This window comes from Mesorhizobium sp. M0077 (genome assembly GCF_040322955.1).
Classification (GTDB): domain Bacteria; phylum Pseudomonadota; class Alphaproteobacteria; order Rhizobiales; family Rhizobiaceae; genus Mesorhizobium.
On sequence record NZ_JAMYUL010000002.1, the window covers coordinates 212,047 to 230,280 of the forward strand.

The 18,234-nt window shown below is 59.5% G+C and carries 19 protein-coding genes and 3 pseudogenes; 11 read left to right on the top strand and 11 right to left on the bottom strand.

Annotated features, from left to right (window positions below; translation table 11 throughout):
- Positions 1-58: 58 nt before the first annotated feature.
- Positions 59-1,123 (bottom strand): SIS domain-containing protein, encoded by a 1,065-nt coding sequence (locus NKJ57_RS05190; protein WP_352512697.1) that lies wholly within the window; start codon positions 1,121-1,123, stop codon positions 59-61.
- Positions 1,124-1,131: 8 nt separating this feature from the next.
- Positions 1,132-2,091, bottom strand: a complete 960-nt coding sequence (locus NKJ57_RS05195) for an ROK family protein (RefSeq protein ID WP_352512699.1) — start codon at positions 2,089-2,091, stop codon at positions 1,132-1,134.
- 455 nt (positions 2,092-2,546) lie between these two features.
- Between NKJ57_RS05195 and NKJ57_RS05200 the strand changes: the two genes are divergently transcribed.
- Entirely contained in the window at positions 2,547-2,819 is a 273-nt protein-coding gene (locus tag NKJ57_RS05200; RefSeq protein ID WP_502902055.1) for a DNA -binding domain-containing protein, read from the top strand.
- 510 nt (positions 2,820-3,329) lie between these two features.
- On the opposite strand, the gene NKJ57_RS05205 is transcribed toward NKJ57_RS05200, so the two are convergent.
- The 3 genes from NKJ57_RS05205 to NKJ57_RS05215 form a co-directional block, all read right to left on the bottom strand.
- Positions 3,330-3,908, bottom strand: coding sequence for a hypothetical protein (locus NKJ57_RS05205; RefSeq protein WP_352512700.1), 579 nt, complete (start codon positions 3,906-3,908; stop codon positions 3,330-3,332).
- 476 nt (positions 3,909-4,384) lie between these two features.
- Positions 4,385-5,017, bottom strand: coding sequence for a hypothetical protein (locus NKJ57_RS05210; RefSeq protein ID WP_352512702.1), 633 nt, complete (start codon positions 5,015-5,017; stop codon positions 4,385-4,387).
- A 390-nt stretch (positions 5,018-5,407) separates the two neighbouring features.
- The gene (locus NKJ57_RS05215; RefSeq protein ID WP_352512704.1) at positions 5,408-5,647 is read right to left on the bottom strand and encodes a hypothetical protein; all 240 of its coding nucleotides are present in this window, start codon (positions 5,645-5,647) and stop codon (positions 5,408-5,410) included.
- Positions 5,648-5,744: 97 nt separating this feature from the next.
- Here NKJ57_RS05215 and NKJ57_RS05220 point away from each other — a divergent pair, with 97 nt between their 5' ends.
- The 4 genes from NKJ57_RS05220 to NKJ57_RS05235 all read left to right on the top strand — a co-directional run bounded on the left by NKJ57_RS05220 (position 5,745) and on the right by NKJ57_RS05235 (position 7,826).
- On the top strand, positions 5,745-6,311 hold the full coding sequence (locus tag NKJ57_RS05220; RefSeq protein ID WP_352512705.1) for a PIN domain-containing protein: 567 nt from the start codon (positions 5,745-5,747) through the stop codon (positions 6,309-6,311).
- A 140-nt stretch (positions 6,312-6,451) separates the two neighbouring features.
- Entirely contained in the window at positions 6,452-6,586 is a 135-nt protein-coding gene (locus NKJ57_RS05225) for a hypothetical protein (protein ID WP_352512706.1), read from the top strand.
- 325 nt (positions 6,587-6,911) lie between these two features.
- Positions 6,912-7,202 carry a hypothetical protein gene (locus tag NKJ57_RS05230; protein ID WP_352512707.1) on the top strand — a complete coding sequence of 97 codons (291 nt, stop codon included), beginning with the start codon at positions 6,912-6,914 and terminating at the stop codon, positions 7,200-7,202.
- 6 nt (positions 7,203-7,208) lie between these two features.
- On the top strand, positions 7,209-7,826 hold the full coding sequence (locus NKJ57_RS05235) for a hypothetical protein (protein WP_352512708.1): 618 nt from the start codon (positions 7,209-7,211) through the stop codon (positions 7,824-7,826).
- Between the two features lie 655 nt (positions 7,827-8,481).
- Here the strand turns inward: NKJ57_RS05235 and NKJ57_RS05240 are convergent.
- The 3 genes from NKJ57_RS05240 to NKJ57_RS05250 all read right to left on the bottom strand — a co-directional run bounded on the left by NKJ57_RS05240 (position 8,482) and on the right by NKJ57_RS05250 (position 11,876).
- Positions 8,482-10,380: an AAA family ATPase gene (locus NKJ57_RS05240; RefSeq protein WP_352512710.1), complete on the bottom strand. Its 1,899-nt coding sequence runs from the start codon at positions 10,378-10,380 to the stop codon at positions 8,482-8,484.
- A gap of 69 nt (positions 10,381-10,449) precedes the next feature.
- Positions 10,450-11,070 (bottom strand): hypothetical protein, encoded by a 621-nt coding sequence (locus NKJ57_RS05245; protein WP_352512711.1) that lies wholly within the window; start codon positions 11,068-11,070, stop codon positions 10,450-10,452.
- Positions 11,071-11,474: 404 nt separating this feature from the next.
- Positions 11,475-11,876, bottom strand: a complete 402-nt coding sequence (locus tag NKJ57_RS05250) for a hypothetical protein (protein ID WP_352511140.1) — start codon at positions 11,874-11,876, stop codon at positions 11,475-11,477.
- 317 nt (positions 11,877-12,193) lie between these two features.
- Between NKJ57_RS05250 and NKJ57_RS30875 the strand changes: the two are divergent.
- The 4 genes and pseudogenes from NKJ57_RS30875 to NKJ57_RS05265 all read left to right on the top strand — a co-directional run.
- A pseudogene (locus tag NKJ57_RS30875) lies at positions 12,194-12,280 on the top strand (transcriptional regulator TraR); the annotation flags it as partial.
- Positions 12,281-12,363: 83 nt separating this feature from the next.
- On the top strand, positions 12,364-12,708 hold the full coding sequence (locus NKJ57_RS05255) for a hypothetical protein (RefSeq protein WP_352573658.1): 345 nt from the start codon (positions 12,364-12,366) through the stop codon (positions 12,706-12,708).
- Positions 12,709-12,832: 124 nt separating this feature from the next.
- Complete coding sequence (locus NKJ57_RS05260; protein WP_352511142.1) at positions 12,833-13,192, top strand: nucleotidyltransferase domain-containing protein; 360 nt, start codon at positions 12,833-12,835, stop codon at positions 13,190-13,192.
- A complete protein-coding gene (locus NKJ57_RS05265) occupies positions 13,189-13,614 on the top strand; it encodes a HEPN domain-containing protein (protein ID WP_352511143.1) in 426 nt (141 codons plus the stop codon). The genes NKJ57_RS05260 and NKJ57_RS05265 overlap by 4 nt, the downstream gene beginning before the upstream one ends.
- 256 nt (positions 13,615-13,870) lie before the next feature.
- Here the strand turns inward: NKJ57_RS05265 and NKJ57_RS05270 are convergent, their stop codons facing one another.
- Positions 13,871-14,422 carry a hypothetical protein gene (locus NKJ57_RS05270; RefSeq protein ID WP_352511144.1) on the bottom strand — a complete coding sequence of 184 codons (552 nt, stop codon included), beginning with the start codon at positions 14,420-14,422 and terminating at the stop codon, positions 13,871-13,873.
- Positions 14,423-14,637: 215 nt separating this feature from the next.
- On the bottom strand, positions 14,638-14,943 hold the full coding sequence (locus tag NKJ57_RS05275) for a LexA family protein (RefSeq protein WP_352511145.1): 306 nt from the start codon (positions 14,941-14,943) through the stop codon (positions 14,638-14,640).
- A 46-nt stretch (positions 14,944-14,989) separates the two neighbouring features.
- Between NKJ57_RS05275 and NKJ57_RS05280 the strand changes: the two are divergent.
- A pseudogene (locus NKJ57_RS05280) lies at positions 14,990-16,112 on the top strand (IS630 family transposase).
- Positions 16,113-16,328: 216 nt separating this feature from the next.
- Positions 16,329-16,914 (top strand): annotated as a pseudogene (locus NKJ57_RS05285) (DUF6088 family protein).
- 182 nt (positions 16,915-17,096) lie between these two features.
- Here NKJ57_RS05285 and NKJ57_RS05290 read toward each other — a convergent pair.
- Positions 17,097-18,086, bottom strand: coding sequence for a hypothetical protein (locus NKJ57_RS05290; protein WP_352511147.1), 990 nt, complete (start codon positions 18,084-18,086; stop codon positions 17,097-17,099).
- Between the last annotated feature and the right edge of the window lie 148 nt (positions 18,087-18,234).

Genomic DNA, 18,234 nt, shown 5'->3' on the forward strand with positions numbered 1-18,234 from the left:
AGTCCTTCAGAGGTCATGGAGATGCTGGTCCGGCATCATTCGGACGCCCGATGGGTGACTATTCCGACCTGGTGACTTTCGACGAGAAAGCGGGAGTACCAACATCCGCGACGTGAACGGCGCCCAGTCCGAGCATTAGCGCCTGTTGGGTCGGCAGCATCTCGTAGATGGACGCTATTCCGCCGCCTTCCCTGAACCTGATTGTCTTGGCCCCTGGCAGAGGAGGTTCGCCTGAGGCGTCGAAGACCAGAAGGGGTGCATCGGCGCGGCCGCACGCCTCGATTACTCCCTGCCAGGCCTTTGAGCTGGCACCGGCGCATCGGAAGAGCAGAACCCCGACTGCGGGAGAGAGCATCTCGATTGGTCCGTGCCGCATCTGCCCACCTTCCAGGGAGAAGGCTGGAATCCGTCCGAGCTCTGCGAGCCCCAACGCAGTCATCGCGGCGACACCTTCGAATGAGGCCCTGCCAGATACAGCAAATGCCGATACCGACGAGAGCCATTCGATGAGTGTGTCTACAGCGTCCTCGACGACGGGCTCCTCCGGCGAGATCGTGTCTTCCATTACGCTTCCGCCAAGGGCCAGCAGCAGCGTGGAAAAAGCCGCAAGCGTAATAGAAAAACTGCGCGATGCGGCGAATGCGCGTTCGGGGCCGCCCTCCCCCACGAACGTCGGCACGTCTCCGAATGGCTGCTCTGGGCTCAGCGTCATGCCGGCAACAACTTGTTTGGTCCCGTTGTTGGCGATCCACTTCTGGATCTCGACGGATCCCCCTGACTGGGTGGTGACGATGATTGGGCCATCATATGGCCGTGGCGAGTAGAGCGCCTCGGATGCCGGGGTTGCGATGGCATCGATGCCCAAGGCTCGCATTCGGGCGGCCGCAATCTGATTTGCGAAATGCGATGCCCCCATTCCGAGGAGCAAAACCCGACCACCCAAGGCGATCGGTCTAGCCACGGTCTGCGCTAGACCCAGATTGCTCTCTACCGTCAGCATCGCATCCCGATGCTGCCGCGCGCATTCCGCGAGCACCGCATCGGCCCCCTGCCTGTTTGCAAGAGCGGAGACAGCTCGGGGAACATATCCGGCGCTGAACCTGCGTACAGTTGTTTTGTCCATATGATCCTCTAACAATGCGCCGAGTTTGGCCGGGGCGCTAAGCCCGCTGCTCTTCTTGCAAGAACCTCGGCGCCACGGAGGGCCGAAAGCTTCGGCTCAGCGACCACGCGGAAAACAGGCATATTCTGAGGGCGCCAAAGCTTGCGTAGCGTTTTCCGCTTGAGATCTTCGATGAAAATGTCGGCCGACTGCATGAAACCGCCACCAAGAACCATAGCAGCAGGATCGGCGACTTGAATCAGGACGGCGAGCATCGATGCCCAATCGGAAACGAAAGCCTCCAGCGCCTGCTCCGCGAACCGGTCTCCCTCTCGCACAGCCTCGCAGAGGCGCCGGAAGTCCAAGGGATCCGAGTGAGCGAGAACGCTTTCGCCAAATCCTTGCCGCTCTCGAAGTCGCTCTGAAATTGCCCAACCCGAAATGAGGGCTTCAGCACAACCGCTTCGGCCGCATGCGCAGAGCGGCCCCTGGGGGTCGATTTGGACATGGCCGAAGGCGGTTCCGGCCGAACTGTGAGAACCATAGTGCAAGTCGCCTCGAGCAGAAATAGCGACACCGATGCCGGTTCCGAGTGCGACCAGGACAACGGTCTCGTCCTTGAAATCCTGGGCCACTCCGGCCGAAAGCTCGCCTAGCAACGCGCACCGTGCGTCATTGTCGACGGATACCGGCTTGCCGATTAGCCGATGCAGTATCGCTGCGAGATTCACATTCTCAAGATAGGAATGAGTGTCACCAGGTGGCAGGCAAGTTCCAGCGACGGGATCTACGAACTCAGCGATCGAGACACCAATTCCATCGCATGACGCAACCCCCGCTCTTCGACAGAGGGAACCAAGCACTTCCGGCAGCCGATCGAGGTCTTCAGGGGATCGCGTATTGGGAAGCTCAGCAAAAACCAGAGGCTCGCCATCTTGCATGAGCGCAAGCTTCCACGTGGTTCCTCCCATATCAATTGTGGCAAACATAGCGCCTCGCCAATTTCATATGGCATGGTGATATAACGTTGTATCACATGAGAGTCAACCAACATTAGGGACAAATGAACAACAATGACTGGGCGTTGTATCTGGCGCCAGAATGATGCGGCTCATGGCCGAGTTGGCGCAGCGACGCACGTCTCGGTCGTAAGCTTCTTTGGGCCGAACTTGTCAGTGATCTCGAAACCGAGCGGTTTCTGTTCGCCGTGCCTCTCTTCGGGAATGTGAAATTCATGGCCGCGCAGTCCGCCGGAAACCGATGTGCCGCCGCACGGTCTTGAGCTTTTTGCGATTCAGCCCTAACCTGGGGTTGCATCGCCCAGAAGGGCGCATATCGCCTCGAGCGGGCGCTTGTGGATGATGACCGGGATGTCGTCTTGGGGACGATGTTCTCCCTCCCTTGGATAGCTCGTCGAAAGATATGTTCCGTTTCGGAGCCCGGTATGATGGTCAAACACCCAGACGTTGAACCAGGCCTTAAAGACGAAGTCCCCTGGTCCGACAGGCTGACCGCCTACGACAAGGAGCACTTCACGGTCTACATGAGGTTCCTGGATGCAGGCGCCGACGACGCCAGCTATGAGGAGATGGCGCAGATCATCCTCGGCATCGATCCGGTGGAAGAACCGGAGCGCGCGCGGAAAGCCGCGCGAAGCCACCTCGATCGGGCGAACTGGATGGCGACCACCGGTTACAAGGAATTGTTCGCCGGATGAGAGCGAAGGAGCGCCCACATGCTACGCTTGTGAACACCTCCACGGCGCCAGCCTCAACATTTTGTTTGCAACCGGGGCTGCGGGAACTCGGTTCAAATTGGAAGATTCTGGTGGCGCGAAGCCGAGCGGCTAAGCTTTGATCCCGAAGCCGGGCGGACGGATTTGAGTTGTTGCCGATCGAGCCGATTTGCAATAGGGCGTCGACAGAATTAGCCCACACTTGCCAGAACGCGTGCCCACGACTAAGATATTCTCGTGCCTCATGAAGGCAACGAGTTTGATGTTATCCTAATTCGAGCCTAAGCCGCCTTGCGGTGAAAGCTCACTGGCGCATCGGGACCGTCCCGAAGCCATGTTGTCGAGGGCCGTTCGGTCCGTGGAAACCGGGTAGCTGCGACCTTCGAGTGGCGGAACTTTGGGGACCGCGTAGTTGGAACCAACTAGTCGATGGAAAATGAAGATAACGCGTTGAATGTATCGGGCGGGCAGTGATGCCCGCCCTTTACTTTTTCAGCCTCCAATCATTCCGGTCACCACGTCGCTGGGGAAGACATTGACGTGATCGCCACTCATTTGGACCTGTCCCTTGGTGACGCAGTCGAATGGCTCGTAGTTGAATGGGCTACCGCCTTCACGTTGCGCATCATGTTGGAATCCCGGCGGATCCAACGGCGTGCCAAACCGATATCGGCTCTCAAGCGTACGCTGGAGTAGCGGCGCAGTGATCTCCGTAGACGCAGCAATCCCATGCTGACTACCATCTTGGCCATGGTTGCTCTTGGCGAAGATGACGTCCCGACTGTCGACGGCGTAGCGCTTCCCTCGCCCACCCATGCGCTTGTAGAATTCAGCGAGCCGCTCAAAGGCGAATTTCTCGACGCGAATTCCGTCTTCGATCCCGGCAACATCGACCTGACCCGACATGAACGCGCGGAAGCGCTCAATAAGGCGGCTCTCGCAATTGAGATGGAAATTGCGACCGGGCAGGAGGAGAACGTCGTCGGCTCGGTGCGCCTCGAGCCAAAGTCGGATCGCTTCGGGGTTATCCGCCTGGGCTGCGGCGATCGCGTAGGCAAGGACCCGGTTCACTGTCTCGATCTCGTGACGCCAGTGCCGCCCCTCGGCCATGCCCAGTTGGGATGGCGGAGGGGGATCGGCCAGACAGCATGACCGAAAACGTCCCAGAGATGCTCGTATCCAGGCTCATCGACATAGGCCATAGCGATGCGACTGGGAGTCGGAACGCCATCGGAGTCTCGCTCACTAGCAGTCGCGAACCGGCACGCATTCCTACCGAGCTCAAGAATGGCGCCTGGCTCGCCGTAGATACCGCCGTCGCGATTGGTAAACACGCTCGCGATTGCGTGCCACCGTGTGCGGCTATTATTATTGATGGTCGCCGCGGCAGGCAGCGCCGTCATTTCGGGCAGGCCAGCAATGACAAGCAGCGGCGTCGGCCCAAGCGGGGCCTGGCCCCGCCTTTCCGGCCTAGAAACATCTTGCACCGCGTCCTTCTTGGCATCGTCAGGAATGTTTGAGCAGGATCTGCGCGATATCGGCGGGTATCACAAGCCGGGGAATAAGGTCGGCCGGCTGCGCCGCAAGCAGCCTGCCGAGCGCAGTAGACGCCTCACCTTGCCGGAAAATCCCCGAATCGACATTGGCTTCGCTAGACCAGGCAAGGAAAAGGCGCCAAAGCGTTTCCCTATCTTGCAAGGACGCGGTGCGCAGTGAAAGACCGGGCCGACGATAGACATCCGGGATGATACGCTGCGTCGGCCGGACCAGGTCCGGCGCTGTGACTTTAGCAAAACGAAACGGCGGACGGTATCGATTGCGACATGCTCTCCAGCATCGGTCCGAACGCAGAAGGCGATCTGGACCGGCGTCGGCAGGCTCTCGAAGTAGTTCGCCGCCTGCTGTCGGCTGGCTGAATCTTCCTGGATCTGTAATTGCAGTTCGGCAGCAATCGCAACAGGAGCGATTGCCTCGCGACCGACCGTCGTGTCAATGAATCGGCTGCGGTCCTCGCCTGCCGCGCGGACCGCAGCCTTGAGCGAAATGAACTCTGCCTTGAGCTCAGCCAGCAGTTCTTTGTGCTGTTGCCCAAAACGCGAAAGCAGCAGCGGCTCCGGGTTTGGCGACTTATAGTGGCCCTCGACAGTATCGATAAACCGATGCAGCGCGTCTCCGCTCACGGAAAACCTCTCAACGGCAGCTGACCACACACCGTGACCTGCCCCTCCACATTGTATTGAACACCACATCTGAACGAATGTAGGCTGTTGGGCAATGGGTGGCGCGCCCTTGGATGATTGATTTCAGCGCAAAACAGCACGGCTGCTTCCGGTCCTCGATGGCAGAACGCTGAACTTCAGCTATCCGGCTTTCGCGGACTACATGCACATGCTCTGCGAGGTGTGCGGGGGCGAAGAGGATGAGTGCTCGATCCACCCGCTGAAAGAGTCCATCGGCAACAACGTCATCGTGGAAGGCAGCTAGTTATTGTCTACGATCGAATGTCATCGCTGGAGGTCGGCAGCAGCCTATATAGCCGCAAGATCGCCTGCCTGGAACAGCCGCGCAAATCAGTCGAGATCAAGCTCTTCATCATCATTCAGCGGCCCGCCCTTCAGCAAGACATCCCGAGCGGACTTCCTCGGTCCGAGTTTCGACATCTGGAGCACGAACGTCCGTCGACGGTCGTGAATCTCCTGCGGCCCTTCTTCGGCAGCAGCCGCCAACAAATCGTTGAATCGTGCCCTCGCCTCTTTGACGGTCCAGATGCCACGTCCTGTACGACCGCCACTTGTCCCGCCGCTCGCCAATGCACGCTCCAATTGACCGCGTTTACTATTCGCCGGTGGTTCTGATTTAGGCCTCGTGCATCATAAAGCAATTCTGGCCGCATAGGAGCCCACCGGAATGTTTCTTCTCGACACAAATGTCCTGAGCGAATTCACAAAGAAGAGACCGAATCGGCATGTCCTCGCCTGGGCGGACTGGGCGACGTCGAGTCATCGGCTGGCAATTCCATTCGGCGCGGTTTTCGAACTGCAGCGGGGCATTGAATCGCTGCGGTTGAGGAACCCCAGCCGGGCCCACGATCTCTCACGCTGGCTGAATGAAGTGCTCGAAACCGATATGGTCTTCCTCGCTATGGATGCCGCAGTTGCGCGGACGTACGCATCGATGACTACGGTCCCGAGCCTGCGGCATTTGTGGGTGCCGTCTCCCCAGAACCATCGGCGAGGTCCGGGCCAAGACCTTGCGATCGCGGCGACCGCCATTGTGTACAGAATCCCTGTCGTCTCGATGGACGTCCACGATTTCCTTCGAATCCATGCTCATTTTGAATTACCCGGCCTTTTCAATCCGATCGAGGAAACTTGGGAAATTCCTATGAAACGAGACCTTGTGAAAGGACCATCTGCTAGGATCGACGTCAGGTCTTTGGAGACCCCGAGCCAGCATCTGAGGTGTTGCGCCTGACGCTACCTCGATCGTCCAAACGCTCGCGGAGATGAACGCTCTTGTATCCGCGGGCCCTACCGGCCGGACACGCGAGCATTGAGGTTTGAATCCCGCTCGCCAAGATCGGCGTGCAATACAAGACGGCCTGTGTGCTTCTGATGAAACTGCGCGAGGCGATCGCGTGGCGCAGGGGAAACATGTTGCTTGAGCGCGAAGACGAGATCGACGGCAAATACGCTGGCGGCAATATCCGGCCTGAGAACAAGGCCGAGGACCGCCTGCCGCCGTCATGATCGGCGGGGCCGTGGAATGGCTCGATGAGTCCCGGCCTACGGAAGAAGCATGTCCAGACCGGCTCGCGATGAGGCGGTCGGTCAGACCTGGTGGCGTTTACGGCCGAAATCTACGGTGTTAGGTAGCAAAAACCACCGAAAGCGGCCTACGTATTTGGAACCGAAAAGCAAAAAGTTCCGCTCACAAGGCGCTTCACAGCGCCCGGCGCGTATTGGTTGTCCATTTGATAACGGGTTACTGAGTAGGGGTAGTCACGCAACCTTCTCGCTTGCGGCGTGATTTTTTTGTTGAATTTTACGAAGAACTTCGTATATTGAGGAACGGATGGCTTTCAAGGGTGTCAGGTATCGCGTCATCAAGGCACTGAAGGAAGGTACTTATCAGCATGCGGCCCGCGGGAGCATCGAGGACAAGAATGCCTTGATGACTGGCGATATTTCCCCCGAGCAACTGATACCGATTATCGACAGGTGCAATGGCACGCATCATGAGAGTTCTGAGCACCATGAGTTCGAAGGCATTGAAGTCCATATCCTCAAACGAGATGGATGGTACATAAAATTCTATTTCGTTGACCCTGACACGGTCTTCATAAGTGTACATCCATCAAGGTAGGCTAACATGAAAATCTGGTATGCTGGAGATAAGAGCAAGGCGCTCTGCGAAAAGTGCCGGAAAGTCGTTACGACGACTTTCGACTATCACGATGTGCCTTTCGAATGCGGGATCGGCATGGCGAAGCAGATCATGGCGGCTACATGCGACGAGTGTGGCGCCGTTGTGGCTATCCCGCCGCAGTCGACGCCAGCAATCCGTGTTGCTCGCGAGATTGCTTCCAGGCCCTTGGAAGTGGTTATGGCTGCGCCGTTTATGGATACGTTGGACCTAGCATCTTATCGGATTGATCCTTCTGCTGGCGTGATCCTCCGGAAGTCGCTGATCGCGTACTTCGTGCACAGGTCTGTAAATGACGATTTCTTGGTGGAGCGGCTTCGTAAAAACGCGGCGGTTCATCGAGCGAAGTGGAAAAGCTGGCACGATACCCCGTCGAAACGTCTTTCGATGAAAATAACTCCACGCGTTGGCGCCGAGTTTGACGAACTCGTCAAGAAAAGTGCGTTAAATAAGACAACGTTGGTCAAGTCCATCGTGATGGATATTGGCTCTGAGATCGTTGAACCCGAAGAGCCGCAGATGATGCCTGAGTTGCGCAGGATGGCTGCGGCTCTTGCTGCCTAGTGGCAAGCCGTTAACCACCTGACTTCGCTCCGATCAACTCCGGACCGGGTTCCGGGTAAGAAACTTGCCCTAGCTGCGGAACGGTGCAGTGCCCATACGACGAGTCGTAACCGTTTCGAATGCACTGAAAAGACCTGCAAGACAGTGTTCAGCGTGACCTGGGGCACGGCCTTCCAGGCGCGCAGGTCATCGGGAAGGGATGCCATTTTAAGCCTGGTGGTTTTTGCTACCTAATGCCGAAGCTTTGCAGGTTCTCGAGCGCCAGCTTTCGCGTTTCGAGAGGGTTCTTACCTAGGGCGGCTGCCAAGTTTGAGACGCAGACTTCGGCATCCTTCGGGCGATTAGGTCTGTCCTCACTTGCGTCGACCAAGCCGACTCGTAAAACTACCGCTAGGAAACCCGCAAAACTGCCGATAGCCAGATACTCGCCATTCGGTAGCAACCGCCATCAGAAGTTTAATCCTTGATCTGTGGTGGAACACGTACGTCGACATAGGCGCGTTGGCTCAGCGGCGAGCCTGGCGACGATCGCCCTGCGCCTTCAAGGTTTCCAGCGCTTCCAAGAGGGCAGCACGAGGCGAAGTTCAGGATCTGGGGGCGGGAGGAACGAGGAACGGCACTGACAATTCACGGAAGGGCATCAGCCCGAGAACGCTTACCATGAAATAAGTTCCTCGACCGTTTCTGCCGACAGACGGCGCTCACGAAGCAGCGCCGCCGCAATATTTTCGAGCTCGGGTCTCATCTCTTCCACAAGCGTCTTCGCGCGACGGAACTCCGCGGCAAGGAGGTTTTCCACCCTGGCCTGCAGGCCGCCATTCATATGCAGCGTCACCAGCAGTTCCTCCTCGCTTGCCCCGGACAGGAACGTGAATCCTGCACCCATCCCGTAGGCGGCTTCGACCTGCAGGGCAGTCACCGTGGCGATGTGAAGGTCCGAACCTTTCCTGCCCCCTCCGCCGGCAGACCTCGAACCGAAGACAACCTCCTCGGCTGCCAGTCCTGCAAGCGCGAGAGCGATCCGGTCCAGGAAGCCGGCCTTGGTCCGCTCCGGAAAGACCTGCTCGTCGAAAAGCGCCCCTCCTCCCCTTTGCATGGTCTCGCCTGACGAGTCGAAGGCGTCGATGATCTCCACGCTCCTGAAATCGCCGACACCCAGCGTCAGGCCGACGACAACGTGACCGGCCTCGTGGATCGCGTTTCGCCACAGCATGGCTTCGGGAAGAGGTACCAGCTCGGGCAATTCAGCGAGCAAATCCGCGGTTTCGACATCGCGCCGGGCACGGCGCGCACGGCGACGCGCCTGCCGGGCGAGCTGTTCCAGGGCTGCCCCTGTCCAGCCGTCCGTGCGAGCGGCGACGGAAGTCAGGTCCAGAGCAGACGACGCCTCGGCTAGATGCCAGCCGAGAATTCCTTGTCGTCCCGCCATGTCCGGCAGCGGAATGTTCACATGCCTGTCGAGGCGACCCGGACGGGTCAGCGCCGCATCCAGCATATGGGGAAAGTTCGTCGCCCCGACCACGACGACGCCTTCCCGGCCACCGGATCCATCGAGGCATTCCAGCAGGCCATTGACGACCTCACGGCTGTATTGCGCGTTGTGCCCGGAGAAGGTCATCCTGTCCCCTACGGAATCGATTTCGTCAATGAACACGATCGAGGGCGCATTCTTCATGCCTTCAGCGAACGCGCCTCTCATCGCCTTCAAAAGATCTCCCAAGTGGCCCATTGCCTGCCAGCGCGCCAGCGAACCCAAGACAAGATGGACTCCACAGGTCCGCGCGAGGGCCGCGGCGAACATCGTCTTGCCCGACCCCGGCGGCCCGCTGAGCAGGATTCCCCTGTCGACTTCCGACCACCCGATCTTGCCTGCGCGCCAGTCCTTCAAGTCGACGGCAAGCTCCCTTCCCCAGTCGGCCGCGGCGCCCAGTCCATGGAGGTCGTCCAGTGTCGGTCCCTGCCCTAGGCTCGTCTTTGGAGCGGTCAGGGTGATGGCGCGAGCAGCTTGCAGAACCTTGTCCAGCCCCCTGCCCTTGCGCCAGATCGCGCCGAGAACGTGCAGCGGGACGGTCGCCAGGAATGAGGCGTCCTCGTCCGACAGGAGCTGACCGCGACAGAAACGGGCGGCCGCCTTGAGGTATCGGGGCTGGACGGCCGGAAGCACAAGCACGGCATCCGCAACCGCGTCGACGTTTTCCGCGAGAAGGTCGCGGGAATGCGTGACAACGATAATGCGGTCGTTGGAACCTGTGAGCCCAAGGAGGTCGAACCGTTCGGACTTTCTCCGGCCCTCCGGTTTGACCGTCATGACGAGCGTCCGGTCGCGATCGTACACGCTTCCGGTGATGAGCGATTCTCTCTGCGCCGGGAATTTGGTCGCGCTCTCATAAATTTCCACGTCCTCTTCCCTCTGTGCGATCAGGACGATCACGGCCGGTCGTCCCGACAGGAATTCGCGTTGATGCCTGAGTGCCCGCATTACTGTGCAGTAAGCGACGAACCGCGTTGCGTTTGAGGCGAGCTTGATGCTCAGCGCTTTCGACATCTGTTTCATTGGAAATCCTGACTTGATGGTTCCCGGCGCTCGGGTGCGGCCGCGGGCGGTGGTGTTCCGAAGCCGCGTTCAGCTGCGGATACGGCGGACGGCGGTCTCGGGTCCGATCCTGGCTTCGTCGAGATCGATCTCGACGAAGCGATGCAGGACCAGCGACGAAAACCCTGCTATTGGCGGCGCTTCGCGAAACGCCGGAATGCATTCCGCAACGGTCAGCGAGCCATTATCGTCCAGCGCTGCAAGGAGGCGAACACGGTCGCCCAGCGGACAATGCCAACGGGCATACCGCAGGAGGTCCTTCGCGTTATCGAGCGTGTACCCCGCTCTGAGATCATCAGCCGACCATGCGGAGTAACGGAAACCAATTTCGGCAGCGGCTTGCTCGTTCCAACGGTCCCGAGGGTCGCTTGCCGCAGCAAATGAATCCAACAGACATGCCCCCTCTTCCCGGAGGACTAGGAAATCCGGAACGTGGCTGTCGCCCCGGCGATGCAGGACGAGCGGGAGGCATGACCATTCGACCACCGCCGGGTCGAGGTCGAGCAGGCATCCGAGGTCTCGCGCGACCTGGTTCCTGAACAGAGGCGCGCCGACACAACGAACGGTTCCGCGTGGATGAAAATGAAGACGCGCGGCATCGGCGCGGACGGACGCGAGTTGGTCGGTTTGGATTTCAGGGTGGGCGGTCATGGGACGCTCCATACGCATACGCAAGAATGATCGGCCGCTGCGAAGTGCAGCGTCGGGGCGATCAGCGTATGAGGAGCGATGCCTGTTTCATGGTGACGGGAACAAATACAGAACACTCAAGACAGAGTCAACGGCCATGGTCGCTCGAAACGTCACGCTGACGGAAGCATGATGATGGCCGCATAGGGACGACGGCGAGTCAGCGAAGCAAACGACAGCCAGTGCGGCGTCCCGTGGGAACCGACACGGCCTCACCTGTTGGCCAGAGACGACATACGAGATAGTGCGCGGATCGCTCAATCGAGGCGAGTAACGCTTCAACCTCAAATGATGGATAGCCTCAACGATCGCTCGATTCTGCTCGCGACATTTGTCCTCAGAATCATCGAACGCACCTGTATCCTTCAGCTTTGAAAGCTCGCGCCGGGATGCGGGCCGTTCTCCGAAATGACGGTCTGGCGCCGCTCGCTCTGCTCATACAACGCCGAGTAAAGAATATCCGCGATGAACTCATTTGGTTTGCTCCGGCACCTCGAATATGCCGGAAGTTCGTCCGGCGGGCCAAAAGGAATCCCAAGGCGCATGGAGTAATCAAATTTTCTGCCATCGGCAGATCGGCCAGCGATATTCATATCGTTCAAATCGAAGCGGAACTCCAACCTCTGCTCAATTCCGATCTGTTGCGCATGGAGTGATGCCATCATCACATCGAATACACAAATGGAATTGTCAATATCGTCCGATACAAGTTTGACTTCAGAATAAGTCACGACCTCGACAATATGACTCATAGTAATATACATCATCAACAAATTTCCTCTCCTACGAAATGCCGATTCAGGCCGCGCAATACTTATATTCTACTAATGCTTCAGCGAAAATTGATCCATGTCAACGGGGAATTCCAAGGAACCCGGAAGCGCGATTTGTTCTTGGCGTTCCTACGGGTCGGGCTCCAAGCCGGCGAGCCGCTCTAATAGCTTCATCTCCTGAGCTGTGACCTAGTCCTTAAACCTCATTGCATGGAGCCCATAAAGATCTGCGGAGCCATATGCTACGATCGCTGAAACAGTCGCAGGCGGCGCAGGAACCGAAGCACTGGAGCGATCACGGAGGAAAACGAATGCAGCACTGGCTGGACAAGCTGACTGATCTCGCCGCAATCGAAGGCGATCAAAGCAACCTTGAAGAGGCTTTGGCGGGCCTGGCCGCCGGGTCGGTCCGGTCACCTACTGCGGGATCGTCGGAGACACGACCCAGTGGAAGAAGGAACACATCAAAGACATCATGGAAATGTGCCACCCGAACAAGCGGCAGATCGTGAAGGATCTCGCCCGCTTCTATCGGGTGCATCGGGTCGAGGTACTCGACAACCTCGTCTTGTGGGTGGACCGCTTCCGAGAGGAAGAGCCGGAACTGTTCCGCGCCTATGGATGGGACTTCTGTGGCGTGAGGGAGTTCGAGGAGCCTCGCCAGTACATGCGGCTGAAGCGTTCCAAGCGGCCAGTGCTTATGCCGCGGCGAAAGGGCGAGGAGCGGATGACCGGACGGCGGCGCTACAGCAAGCCGGATCAACTCGTTCCGCGGATACTGGCGCTGCCCGCACAACGGCCGGCTATCGCGCTGGCCGCTGAGTGAATGGCGGTGCGGGCGGCATATTTCGACAGCGGCATCTTGGCAGGGCCTGGGTGGTCGATGCGTGAACACCGCTTCACGATTGCGTGCTCCCGCTGTATCATCTCGTAAGATTGGAGAGAACAGCATGGCTGAGATCGTCATTGAACGAGATGTCGAGACCGCTGCAGAACGTCTTGCAGAGGCTACCCATGCAGAGGCCGTCATCCTGTTCGGAAGCCGGGCGCGTGGAGATCACCAGCCCGACAGCGACTGGGATCTCTGCGTGGTGCTGCCGGACAATGTTCGGCCACAGCAGTTCACGCCGTCGAAACTCTGGGAACTCGTTTCCGACCTCGATGCGTCCATCCAGGTGTACCCGTTGCGCCGCTCCGTATTTGAGGCCAAGAGGGACGATATCGACAGCCTGAGCCATGACATCGCACGCGACGGATACGCGATCATCGGATCGCTCGAACCGACCTCGGGCATGACGGCGCATCCGTGAGTTCCGATGCACATGCCTGGCTAGATATCGCCGACACCGATATCGACGCTGCCCGCCGCTCGCTCTTGCCGGATCCGGAACCGAACATTCCCGCAGCGGCCTATCACTGCCAGCAGGCGGTTGAGAAGCTGATCAAGACGCTGCTCGTCCATCTTGGGCTTCCCTACCTCAGGGGATCGGGCGGCCACGATCTCCGCAGGCTCGTCGGCGCGTTGCCCAACACGCACCCGCTGCTTGGCGATGCCGTTGTGCTGGTGCCGATATCGCCTTGGGCGACCGCCTTTCGTTACCCTGTCGACGATCCATATACGGCGGAACCTCTCCCGGATGCTTCAGAGGTCCAGCGCATCCTCGACAAGATCGGCGAGCTTCGCGACAAAGTGGCCCTGGAACTGGGGCCTCGACCTTCTTCTGGTCCTTGAGTTCCGTTCGGCGAGGTAGGCAGGGCGCTGGCGATCGCCGCCGAATGATCTGACGCCGTCGCGGAGCGGCGCCGTGACTGCCCATCCCGAATCGTGACACCATCAGCTGAACGATGCTGCTGTGAATGGCACCGCGCCCCTCCTTGGCATCGCCAAGGCGCCGCGCGGCAGTTTTGGGGTGCTTTCCCTCAATTCTGCTACGTCAAGATGTTGTGGTCCCCTGAGCGAACGGGATAAGCGGTTTGTCAAATATGTCTTACTGATAGTTTTGACCAGCGTCAGCCGGGTCAACATAACCCGCGCCACTGGACTTCTTCGGGTACGGCACAAACTTCGGATTCGGAGTGTATCGCCTCACCGCATTAAATCCACTCATGCCGTTCAAGGAGCTGGTGACTTTACCCGATCTCTTATTCACTCCGGGGGGCGGCCCATATTTCTTGCTATGGTTGAAGGTCGCCTGGAACTGAGGATAGCTCGACTGCTCGTCGGCCAACCCGGAAAGAGCGCGGTCATCGATATATGCGTCGCTCCCTAGTCCACCAAGCAGCCCGTCCTTCAGGCCGCCGTTCATCGCAAACTGGCTTGTGCCAGTTTGCCCCGACCAACCTGCAACCCCTTGGGGAAGTTTCTGCATGTTCGTGGGCGGTTGGGCGCAGACGATCTGAGGTGCAGGCAACTGCTGCTGGCTGCCCGAGTAGGGATGGATAAAGTAAGTGCCACCAAGGGCGAATATCGCCCCCGATGCTGGACCGACGATAGCTGCGATGTAGTGCGTACGAAACCAAGTTGCGATGTTGCCTGACATAGTGATCCAACCTCCTTCAGGTGGATGCGATCAGTCTCAGTTGGTCCCCTCTCAACGCCAAACTTAGCTGCGGCTAACATTATGAGTCAATTGTTACCCTGTAAGCAGGGAGAATTATCGTTAGGCCAGCCGATGCATAACCGACAAAAAATCCCGCTATTTCATGACATTGGAGCCCGCAATAACTCGGCCGTCGGCGGATGCGGTGAACGGCACTAGTACCTCTGCACAGAGGATTTGACGGATTGGATGGGTTGTAGCCTGGGAAGGCTATCGGGTTCGACAAGCAGTTCAATACTGCGCGCGAGGCCCGGTTGCCTGCGGATCAATCCAGTGCGCTCAAGGGTGAGCACCATCTGATGGACGGAAGGTGCGGTGACGCCGAAGAAGCGCTGCATATCGCGTTCGGCCGGCGAGCGAGCGTTGAGCAAGCCGTAGGTCCAGATGAAGGCGAGATACTGGCCCTGCTTTTCGGTGAAGCTGGGACCCGCTGGCGACCGCCCGTCAACTAATTGATTCATTTGTCGATTCTTCCGGAATCTCCGCAAACCGAAGGAGGCCTTCCGGATGAATGTACGCTATCGCGTCGATCTCGACCAACCCGAACGCGACGCACTCACAACGATGCTGCGAAGCGGCAAGCATCCGGCGCGCAAGCTCAAGCGGGCCCAGATTCTGCTCGCTGCCGATGTCGGCCTGGGCGACGAAACCATTGCGACGACGGTGGTGGTCGGCGGCTCCACGGTCTACCGCACCAAGCGCCGCTTCGTGGAGATAGGTCTGGAGGCGGCGCTCAGCGAAGAGCCGCGCCCCGGGGCGGAGCGCAAGCTGAGCGGCAAGGAGGAGCCTTGCTGGTGGCCACCGCCTGTTCCAGCCCGCCGCCGGGTCGCGCCCGTTGGACACTGGAGTTGTTGGCCGACGAGTTCGTCAAGCTGACCGAGCACGAACAGCTGTCGCGCGAGACGGTGCGTCGGTGCCTGGCCGAGAACGATCTCAAGCCTTGGCGCAAGGAAATGTGGTGCATTCCAAAGGTTGACGCGGAGTATGTCGCGCGCATGGAGGATGTGCTCGACCTCTATGCCGAAGCACCCGATCCGAAGCGGCCCGTGGTGTGCTTCGACGAAAGCCCGACCCAACTCATCAGCGAGGTGCGTCAGCCAATCCCGGTCGCGCCGGGAAGGCTGGAGCGCTACGACTTCGAGTGCAAACGCAACGGCACCGCAAACCTGTTCGTCTTCCTCGATGCGCATCGTTCCTGGCGCAAGGTCAAGGTCACCGAGCGGCGCGCAGCACAAGACTTTGCCCACTGCATGCGCGACCTCGTCGATATCCATTACCCCCAAGCCGAACGCGTCAGGGTGGTGCTCGACAATCTGTCAACCCACACGCCCGCCGCGCTCTATCAGGCCCTGCCGCCATCAGAGGCGCGACGCATCCTGCGACGGCTGGAGTTCCACTACACGCCCAAGCACGCCAGCTGGCTCAACATGGTCGAGATCGAAATCGGCGTTCTGCGCGGCCAGTGCCTCGATCGTCGTATCGACAGCTACGATCGCCTCGTCGCAGAGACCGCTGCCTGGGAGCACCTGCGAAACACCAGTGGCGCCCGCATCAACTGGATGTTCTCAACCGAAAACGCGCGCCTCAAATTGCCAAGGCCTATCCAAAGCCAACGGCCAAAGAGTCATAATCCCTGTGCAGAGGTACTAGCCCCTGTTCGGGCGTAATGTCGAACTGGATTGGCGGAGACTCTACGATAATGGGGAAACCAAGCCTGTGGACCCCATGCAGGCGTAGGTGAGCGTCACCTGATATTGCGCCGGCCCGGTAGCGGCCGCGGTCGGGATTGTGATCGACCGGCGATAGGTTTCCCTGCCTGCCAGATACTCCAGCCCGACGGTGTAGGATGACCGAACAAATCCTGGAGTATGTGAAGCGGCTGCCGGGAGGCACGCCCGTCGCAGCGAAGAGCTTGCTTCACCTAGCCAACCGCGCCGCGTTAGACCAAGCCTTTGTCGCGTTTGGCCGAGCGGGGCCTCCTGCTCCGAGCCGGGCGCGGCGTCTACCTGCTGCCGGTCACGGGCCGGTTCGGTTTCCGAGCGCCCTCAGTGGAACAGGCGGTCGAGGCGCTCGCCGCTCAGCGCGGCGAGGTCATCGTCTCAAGCGGTGCGGCTGCTGCCAACAGTCTCGGGCTTACGACGCAGGTGCCGGTCCCGTCGGTCTATCTGACATCGCGGCGCACTAGAATGATGAGCCTTGGCAAGCAGGTCGTCGAGCTTCGCCACGCGCCGCGCTGGCAGCTCGCCATGCTACATCGGCCAGCGGGTCAGGCCGTGCGAGCGCTTGCCTGGCTCGGACCGGAGGGAGCAGAGACTGCCCTACACACCCTGAAACGGAAACTGCCGCCCGCTGCGTTCAGCGAGCTGGTTGCGGCAGCGCCTCAGCTTCCCACCTGGCTCGCGCGCAGCGTAGGGAGGGTTGCGCATGGCTGATGCCTTCCTCCTCCTTCCGGCCGAGGATCGGCGGGAAGCGCTGAACAAGCGCACGTCTCACTTCTGCCACAGGTTCGCAGCTTGACGCCCCCAAGGCCATCCGGCCTACGAGTGCCGGCGGGAATCCCAGGTACGCGTTGGGCGGGAGCCGCGCGCCGCATGAGGAGGCGATCGCTTCGCTTTCATTCTACGGCATCTTTTGAACGGGTTGCGCCGACAGCGAATTCGAGCGCCGGCACGACGTCGTTCACTAGCCATGCTCCCAGTTCGCTGGCGTCGGGCCAATCCTCGCGACCGCCGAGTTTGTAAAGAACCTGGGAAACCTTCCACCACTGGCTTCCATGCGGTAAGCGCGCCGGATGTACGATCCAATCGCTGCTGCTTTGGGCGTTCGGTTCGACGAAGACCGCCAGGCTCTGCAGCTCGGCTCCGGCTCGGCGTGCTGGATGCTCCACTTTCCCAACGAGGGCTCCCTTGGCGACCTTCTTGCCTTCGAAATGCGGCTCGAGCGCCTCCTGGATATCCTTCAGGATACCCCAAAGCCGCTCGACGAGGATCGGAACCGCGTTCTGGATCTTCTGCCGCGACAGCGCCCTCAGGCCCTCGGATCCGGCGGTGTCGGCAGGCTCTCGTTTCAGGCTTTGGGTTTCACCGGAAACGAGCGTCTTGATTTCGCGAACGGTTGGCCGCTTGCCTGCCTTGAGGTCTGCGACTACGGAAGCGAGGAGTTCCTGTTCGGCGGTCGCCAGAGTGTACATCGCCGCTGCCGGCATGCTGCAGTCGACGAGGACGTTCCGATGCTCCCGTAGATTGTTGTGAACCGCGATGTAGTTGCCCGCCCCTCGCCTCGTCAGGCTGCACGCACGTTTCGACCATCGCTCGAACGCTTCCTGGCTGGGGGCGCTTTCGCGCACCCTCGAGAGCGCCTCCCCGCAGGTGAAGACCTCGTCCGTTCTCTTTCGGCCGATCGAAGAAAACATCTCCCGCGCCTCTTCGAACAACGGCACCGCGGCGCTGGGAATGCCGAGGCTCTCGTAGTCGATCGTCTGCTCATTCCTCTTCTTCAAGCCCGACTGACCGCGACGTCCCTGCCGAGACGGGACGGCGTCCCGTGGCGGCATGGTCTGGTCCAGCTCGTGCGAGGTTCCGTCCGGGCCTTTCGAACCTTCCATTAATATAACCTCCTCAACGATGTTATCGAAACAACGGTCGATCCGACCAGAGCTATCGTCAGAGCTCGCCCCGCCGACTGTCGCGACTTACGGCATATTCGTTTAAGGACGCGGACGAATCCCGGGAAATGTTTTCCCAACTTCGCAA